The following is a 6,112-nucleotide window of genomic DNA, read 5'->3' on the forward strand; positions in this document are numbered from 1 at the left end:
AGCGCTTCCATGCCTCAACCCGAATCGCCGGCGACCCCGGTGACCTTTCCCCCCGCCTTCCTGTGGGGCGCCGCGACCTCCGCCTACCAGATCGAGGGGGCGGTGCGGGAGGACGGCCGTACGCCCTCCATCTGGGACACCTTCAGCCATACCCCGGGCAAGACGGCCGGCGGCGACCACGGTGACATCGCTGTCGACCACTACCACCGCTACCGCGACGACGTGGCGCTCATGGCCGACCTGGGCCTGACGGCGTACCGTTTCTCGGTCTCCTGGTCCCGGGTGCAGCCGACGGGCCGCGGTCCCGCGGTCCAGCGGGGTCTGGACTTCTACCGCCGGCTGGTGGACGAGCTCCTCGCGCACGGCATCAAGCCGGCCGTGACGCTCTACCACTGGGACCTGCCCCAGGAGCTGGAGGACGCGGGCGGCTGGCCGGAGCGCGACACGGCGTACCGCTTCGCGGAGTACGCGCAGATCGTCGGGGAGGCGCTCGGCGACCGGGTGGAACAGTGGATCACCCTCAACGAGCCGTGGTGCGCGGCCTTCCTGGGCTACGCGTCCGGGGTGCACGCGCCGGGCCGTACGGACCCCGCGGCCTCGCTGAAGGCGGCGCACACGCTGAACCTGGCGCACGGCCTGGGCACGTCGGCGCTGCGCGCGTCGATGCCGGCCCGCAACTCGGTGGCGCTCAGCCTCAACTCCTCGGTGGTCAGGCCCTTCTCGCAGGACGCGGCCGACCTGGCGGCGGCGCAGAAGATCGACGACCTGGCCAACGGTGTCTTCCACGGGCCGATCCTGCACGGGGCGTATCCGCAGACGCTGTTCACGGCGACGGAGCTGATCACCGACTGGTCGTTCGTCGAGGACGGCGATCTCGCGCTGATCAACCAGCCGCTGGACGCGCTGGGCCTCAACTACTACACGCCGGCACTGGTCTCGGCCGCCGACGCGGACACCGGCGGGCCGCGCGCCGACGGGCACGGCAGCAGTGCGCACTCCCCGTGGCCCGGGGCGGACGACGTCACGTTCCACCAGACCCCCGGTGAGCGCACGGAGATGGGCTGGACGATCGACCCGACGGGCCTGCACGACCTGATCATGCGCTACACGCGCGAGGCCCCGGGTCTGCCGCTGTACATCACGGAGAACGGCGCGGCCTACGACGACAAGCCCGACCCCGACGGCCGTGTCCACGACCCCGAGCGGATCGCCTACCTGCAGGGCCACCTCGCGGCGGTCCGCCGCGCGATCGCCGACGGCGCGGACGTCCGGGGTTACTACCTGTGGTCCCTGCTGGACAACTTCGAGTGGGCGTACGGCTACGAGAAGCGTTTCGGCGCGGTCTACGTGGATTACGCGACGCTGGAGCGGACACCCAAGTCCAGCGCCCTCTGGTACGGCCGGGCAGCCCGGACGGGCACGCTTCCGGAGGTCCAGAGCATCCAGTAGCCACTGCGGAGACGGGGGTCGGGGGAGCGGGGCGCGGCAGCCGAGGGGGGTGCCGCGCCCCGCCGGTCTCACCGCAGCAACGCCACCGCGAGCGCCGCGACGAGGGCCACCAGGGTCAGCGAGGCCCCCGCGACGGCGGCGAAGTAGCGGACGCGTTCCGTCGTGGGGCGGGAGGTGACCTCGATGCCGGTGTGGGAGGGGAAGGCGAAGTAGTCGCGGTGCGGGTCGGCGGGGACGCGGACGTGGGCCAGGGGGAGGCGGCGGAGGGTCGCGCGGCGGGCCACCTCGTCCTTGCGCGGGGTCAGGTGGGGGGCGAGCAGGGCTTCGTCGGAGTCGTCCAGGTCGTCCGGGAGTTCGTCGGTGGTCTTCCGCAGGACGGTCTCGTGCCAGTGGCCGGTGTTGCCCGTCGCGCGTCTGAGGTCCAGCCGGCCGAGCCGGCGTTCCTTGGCCCGGTGAGGGTTGTGCCGGATCCAGCCCTCGGTCCACACCGTGAAGCGACCGGTGCCCTGGCACTCCTGGTGGGTGACGCGTTTCGTGCCCGAGCAGGCGGTGCACTCCACATGGCCGCTCTTCTTGCAGTCGGGGCAGTCGAGTTGGCGGCGGCCCCGGCACTTCGGGCAGGCCACGTCGTCGATGCGGCAGCGCGCGCAGCGGACCCGCGCCGCCCGGTCCGCGGAGCTCGTCCCGGCCCGCAGGTGCGGGGGCCTTCGGGAGCGTGAGCGGCCGGTGCCCTCACACTCCCAGCAGGCGTCCGGGCCGCCCTCGCAGACGGGGCAGTCGACGAAGCGGGGGCAGTCACGGACACCGCGCCCACCGCAGGCTCCGCACTTGTTGGTACCGCCGTCGCAGTCCGCGCACCGCTCCTCGCCGAGCGACCCGCTACGCACCAGCAGCCAGGTGCGGGACAGCTCCGGATCGTCGGGCGGAGGAACCCGGTGCGAGCCGATTTCGGTGTACGTCGGGCGGCCGGCGATGTCGTCCCGGCTGCCCGGCTCCCGCATCGGACGCTCACCCCGCGTCTCGACGGACCGGACGATACGGAAGTCCAGCAGGACCTGCCAGGTCGGGTCCTCGGCGCCGGGACCGGCCGGGCGCTCGGGGACTCCGCGCCGGCGGGTGTACGCCTCGACCGCCTGGAGGATCTCCGCGTCGGACGGTCTTCGGTCCATGGCCGCTCCCCCTGTCGACGACCGGACGGTCGGACGATCAGGGTAGGAGCGGCCTGCCCGGCCAGCAAGGTCGTGTCAGCGTGATTCCCGTACGACCACCACGTCGCCCGGCGCCACCGTCACCCGGCCGCCGTCGACGCGCTTCCCGCTCAGCAACTCGGTTGCCTGCGACGCCACTTGCACCTCGGCGTTCCGCTCACCGTGGTTGATCAGGAAGACATAGTCCGCGTCCTCACCCCTGCGCAGCACCGTCTCCACGCCCTCCGGCGTCTCCCGTACCGGCACCACACCCGCCTCGGTGCGGACGCGGTCCAGCAGAGCGGCGAGGGTGTCCGGGTCCGGGTGGGTGGCCAGGTACCAGGCCACGCCCTCGCCGTAGGTGTGCCGGGTCACCGCGGGGACGCCGGCCAGGGGGCCTTCCGTGTACGACGTCACGGCGTCCGCGCCGGCCAGGCGCACTCGCTCCGACCACAGGGATGCCGTACCGCCGCCGTCGAGGGCCACCGTCTCGTCGGGCAGCAGGGGGAACAGTTCGTCCGTGCTGACGCCGAGTGCCTCGCGGAAGGCGCCCGGGTAACCGCCCAGGCGGACATGGCAGTTGGTGTCGACGGCCCCGCTGTGGAAGCCGACGACCAGGGTGCCGCCGTCCGACGCGAAGCCGGTCAGGTTCTCCGCGCCCTCGTCGTCGACCAGGTAGAGGGCGGGGGCGAGGACGAGGCGGTACCGCGACAGGTCCGCCGAGGGGTGGACGAAGTCCACGGCCACGCCGGACCGCCACAGCGGCTCGTACCAGGAGCGGACCAGGTCGAGGTAGCGGACCGACTCGCTGGGCTGGGAGGGGAGTTCCAGGGCCCAGCGGGCGTTCCAGTCCCAGACGACGGCGACCGAGGCGGGGCTGGTGCTGCCCCGCACCTCCGCCAGCGCCTTCAGGTCCGCGCCCAGCGCCACCACGTCCCGCCAGATCTGGCTGTCGGTGCCGGCGTGCGGGAGCATCGCCGAGTGCCACTGTTCGGCGCCCGCCTTCGCGGCCCGCCACTGGAAGTAGGCGATGCCGTCGGCACCCCGGGCGACGTGCGCCAGGGCGTTCCGGCGCAACTCGCCCGCGTTCTTCGCCCTGTTGACCGGCTGCCAGTTCACCGCGCCCGTCGAGTGCTCCATCAGCAGCCACGGGCCGCCCGCCAGCGAACGGACCAGATCGCCGCTGAGCGCGATGTCGATCTCCGACTCGGGGTCGGTGGACCGCAGGTAGTGGTCGTTGGAGACGACGTCCAACTCCGGTGCCCAGCGCCAGTAGTCCAGCGCGTCGAAGTTGTACATCACCATGAAGTTGGTGGTGGCCGGCACGGAGGGGGCGGCCTCCCGCAGCACCTCACGCTCCGCCTTGCACAGCGACAGCAGTGCGTCGCTGCAGAAGCGGCGCCAGTCCAGCTGGTGGGTCGGGTTGGGCACGGCACCGGTGGCGCGGGGCGGGATGATCTCGTCCCAGTCGTAGTACCACTGGCTCCAGAAGGCCGTGCCCCAGGCGTGGTTGAGGGCGTCGAGGTCGCCGTACCGCTCGCGCAGCCACACCCGGAAAGCGCCCGCGCTCACGTCGCAGTAGCACTCCGCGTTGTGGCAGCCGTACTCGTTGTGGACGTGCCACATCACGACGGCCGGGTGGTCGGCGTACCGCTCCCCGAGTACCCGGGTGATCCGCAGGGCCGCCTCCCGGTAGGCGGGGCTCGACGGGCAGAACGTCTGGCGGCTGCCGTACGACAGTCTCCTGCCGTCCTTGTCGACCGGCAGCGCCTCCGGGTGGGCCCGGAAGAACCAGGCCGGCGGGGCCGCCGTCGGGGTGGCCAGGTCGGCGGCGATGCCGTTCTCGTTGAGCAGGGCGAGGATCTTGTCGAGGCGCGAGAAGTCGTACGCGCCCTCGCGGGGCTCGAGGAGCGCCCACGCGAAGATGTTGACGCTGACCATGTTCACGCCCGCCTCGCGCATGAGGCGTACGTCCTCGGCCCAGACCTCCTCGGGCCACTGCTCGGGGTTGTAGTCGCCGCCGTAGGCGATGCCCTCCGGGATCATCGGGTCTCTCCCGCGAGCAGTCGCCGGGTCGTCTCCACGCCCCACTGGTCCAGCGACAGCAGGCGGTCGCTGGACGCCATCAGGCCGCCCGTCGCCGCCACGTGGGCCGCCCAGCGCTCGCGGGTCTCCACGGCCGGGCGGGCCATCAGGCAGTCGGGGTCGTTGACCCAGAGCCGGCCGTGCTGCCACTGGCGGCCGACGCCGGTGAACTCGGCCGGGTCCTGGCCGGGCTGGCTGTAGTCGTCGGCCTCGGGGCGCCGGTGCGGGGCCGTGTCGGGGCTGACCCGCATCGCGTCGAACAGGCCGATGGAGGGCAACACGGGCGCGCCGCAGCCGAGCAGGTACGCCTGGGAGCCGATCGCCTCGCGGATCAGCCGGATGCCGTCCCGGTAGGCCGTGAGCGCGTCCACGGAGGAGTGCCGTACGCCGTCCAGCGCCCCCGCGTACAGGAAGTCGACCTTGAAGTAGTCGTAGCCCTCGGACACCAGGGTCCTGAAGACCGACGCCAGGTACTCGGCGGCTTCGGGGTGGGTCGTGTCCAGGACGCACAGGTCGTGGCCCCAGTTGCGGCCGGCGTGCAGGAAGCCTCCGTCGAGGTCCTCGACCAGCCAGTCGGGGTACTCGGCGGCCAGGTCACTGGCCGGGTCGACCAGGAAGGGGGCCGTCCAGATGCCGGCGCGGCGGCCGCGGGCCCGGATCGCGTCGGCGATGCCCGCGCGGGAGCGGAAGCGGCCGGAGAGGGTGAGCCAGTCGCCGAGGGCCTTCTGGTAGCCGTCGTCGATCTGGACGACGTCGACGGGCAGGTCGAGGGTGTCCATCGCACGGAGGTTCTCGTGGATGTCGTCCTCGGTGACGCTGGTGAAGTACTCGTACCAGGAACACCAGACGGTGGGCGCCGGGCGCGGGGCGTCGACCCCGAGTCCGGCGGCCCACTCGGCCAGCGCCGACTGGATGTCCGTACCCGTGAACTCCTTCACCGGGCCGTCGGCGGCGATCTCCGCCACGGAGCCCTCGGCGACCAGGCGGATCGACGGGACCTCGTGCAGCGGGTCCGTCGCCGCCCACAGCCGTACCGGCGATCCGTCGCCCGGGTCGAGCGCCAGCAGCCCCTCGCCCTGGAAGGCGCCTTCGGGGACGGTGACACCCGGGCGGTAGCAGACCGTCGCCCAGTTCTCGTTGGTCGGGCGGTACGGCTTGTCGCCGAGGGCGTAGGCGCCGCTGGGGCTCCAGGACTGCCAGCCCTCCTCGTGGACGCGGGCCTTTCGGGGATCCACGGGCACGGAGGCGAGCGGGGTGAAGGGGTGGGGCACGGTGGTTCTCTCTCAGGTGAGGGCGGTCAGCCCTTGTTGGCGCCGAGGGTCAGTCCGCTGACGAACTGGCGCTGGAGCACGAAGTACACGATCAGGGTGGGGATCGCGGTGAGCAGGGCG

The 6,112-nt window shown here is 72.4% G+C and carries 4 protein-coding genes and 1 pseudogene; 1 reads left to right on the top strand and 4 read right to left on the bottom strand.

What is annotated here, in order from left to right:
* Positions 1–9 precede the first annotated feature (9 nt).
* On the top strand, positions 10–1,449 hold the full coding sequence (locus ACIBJB_RS05650; RefSeq protein WP_398926771.1) for a GH1 family beta-glucosidase: 1,440 nt from the start codon (positions 10–12) through the stop codon (positions 1,447–1,449).
* Between the two features lie 68 nt (positions 1,450–1,517).
* Here the strand turns inward: ACIBJB_RS05650 and ACIBJB_RS05655 are convergent, their stop codons facing one another.
* The 4 genes and pseudogenes from ACIBJB_RS05655 to ACIBJB_RS05670 all read right to left on the bottom strand — a co-directional run.
* Complete coding sequence (locus ACIBJB_RS05655) at positions 1,518–2,618, bottom strand: hypothetical protein (RefSeq protein WP_398926773.1); 1,101 nt, start codon at positions 2,616–2,618, stop codon at positions 1,518–1,520.
* Positions 2,619–2,693: 75 nt separating this feature from the next.
* Positions 2,694–4,682 carry a beta-galactosidase gene (locus tag ACIBJB_RS05660; protein ID WP_398926775.1) on the bottom strand — a complete coding sequence of 663 codons (1,989 nt, stop codon included), beginning with the start codon at positions 4,680–4,682 and terminating at the stop codon, positions 2,694–2,696.
* On the bottom strand, positions 4,679–5,992 hold the full coding sequence (locus tag ACIBJB_RS05665) for a glycoside hydrolase family 36 protein (protein ID WP_398926777.1): 1,314 nt from the start codon (positions 5,990–5,992) through the stop codon (positions 4,679–4,681). Before ACIBJB_RS05665 ends, ACIBJB_RS05660 begins: the two co-directional genes overlap by 4 nt.
* Positions 5,993–6,018: 26 nt before the next feature.
* Positions 6,019–6,112 (bottom strand): annotated as a pseudogene (locus ACIBJB_RS05670) (carbohydrate ABC transporter permease); the annotation flags it as partial.

This window comes from Streptomyces sp. NPDC050759 (assembly GCF_044456945.1).
Classification (GTDB): domain Bacteria; phylum Actinomycetota; class Actinomycetes; order Streptomycetales; family Streptomycetaceae; genus Streptomyces.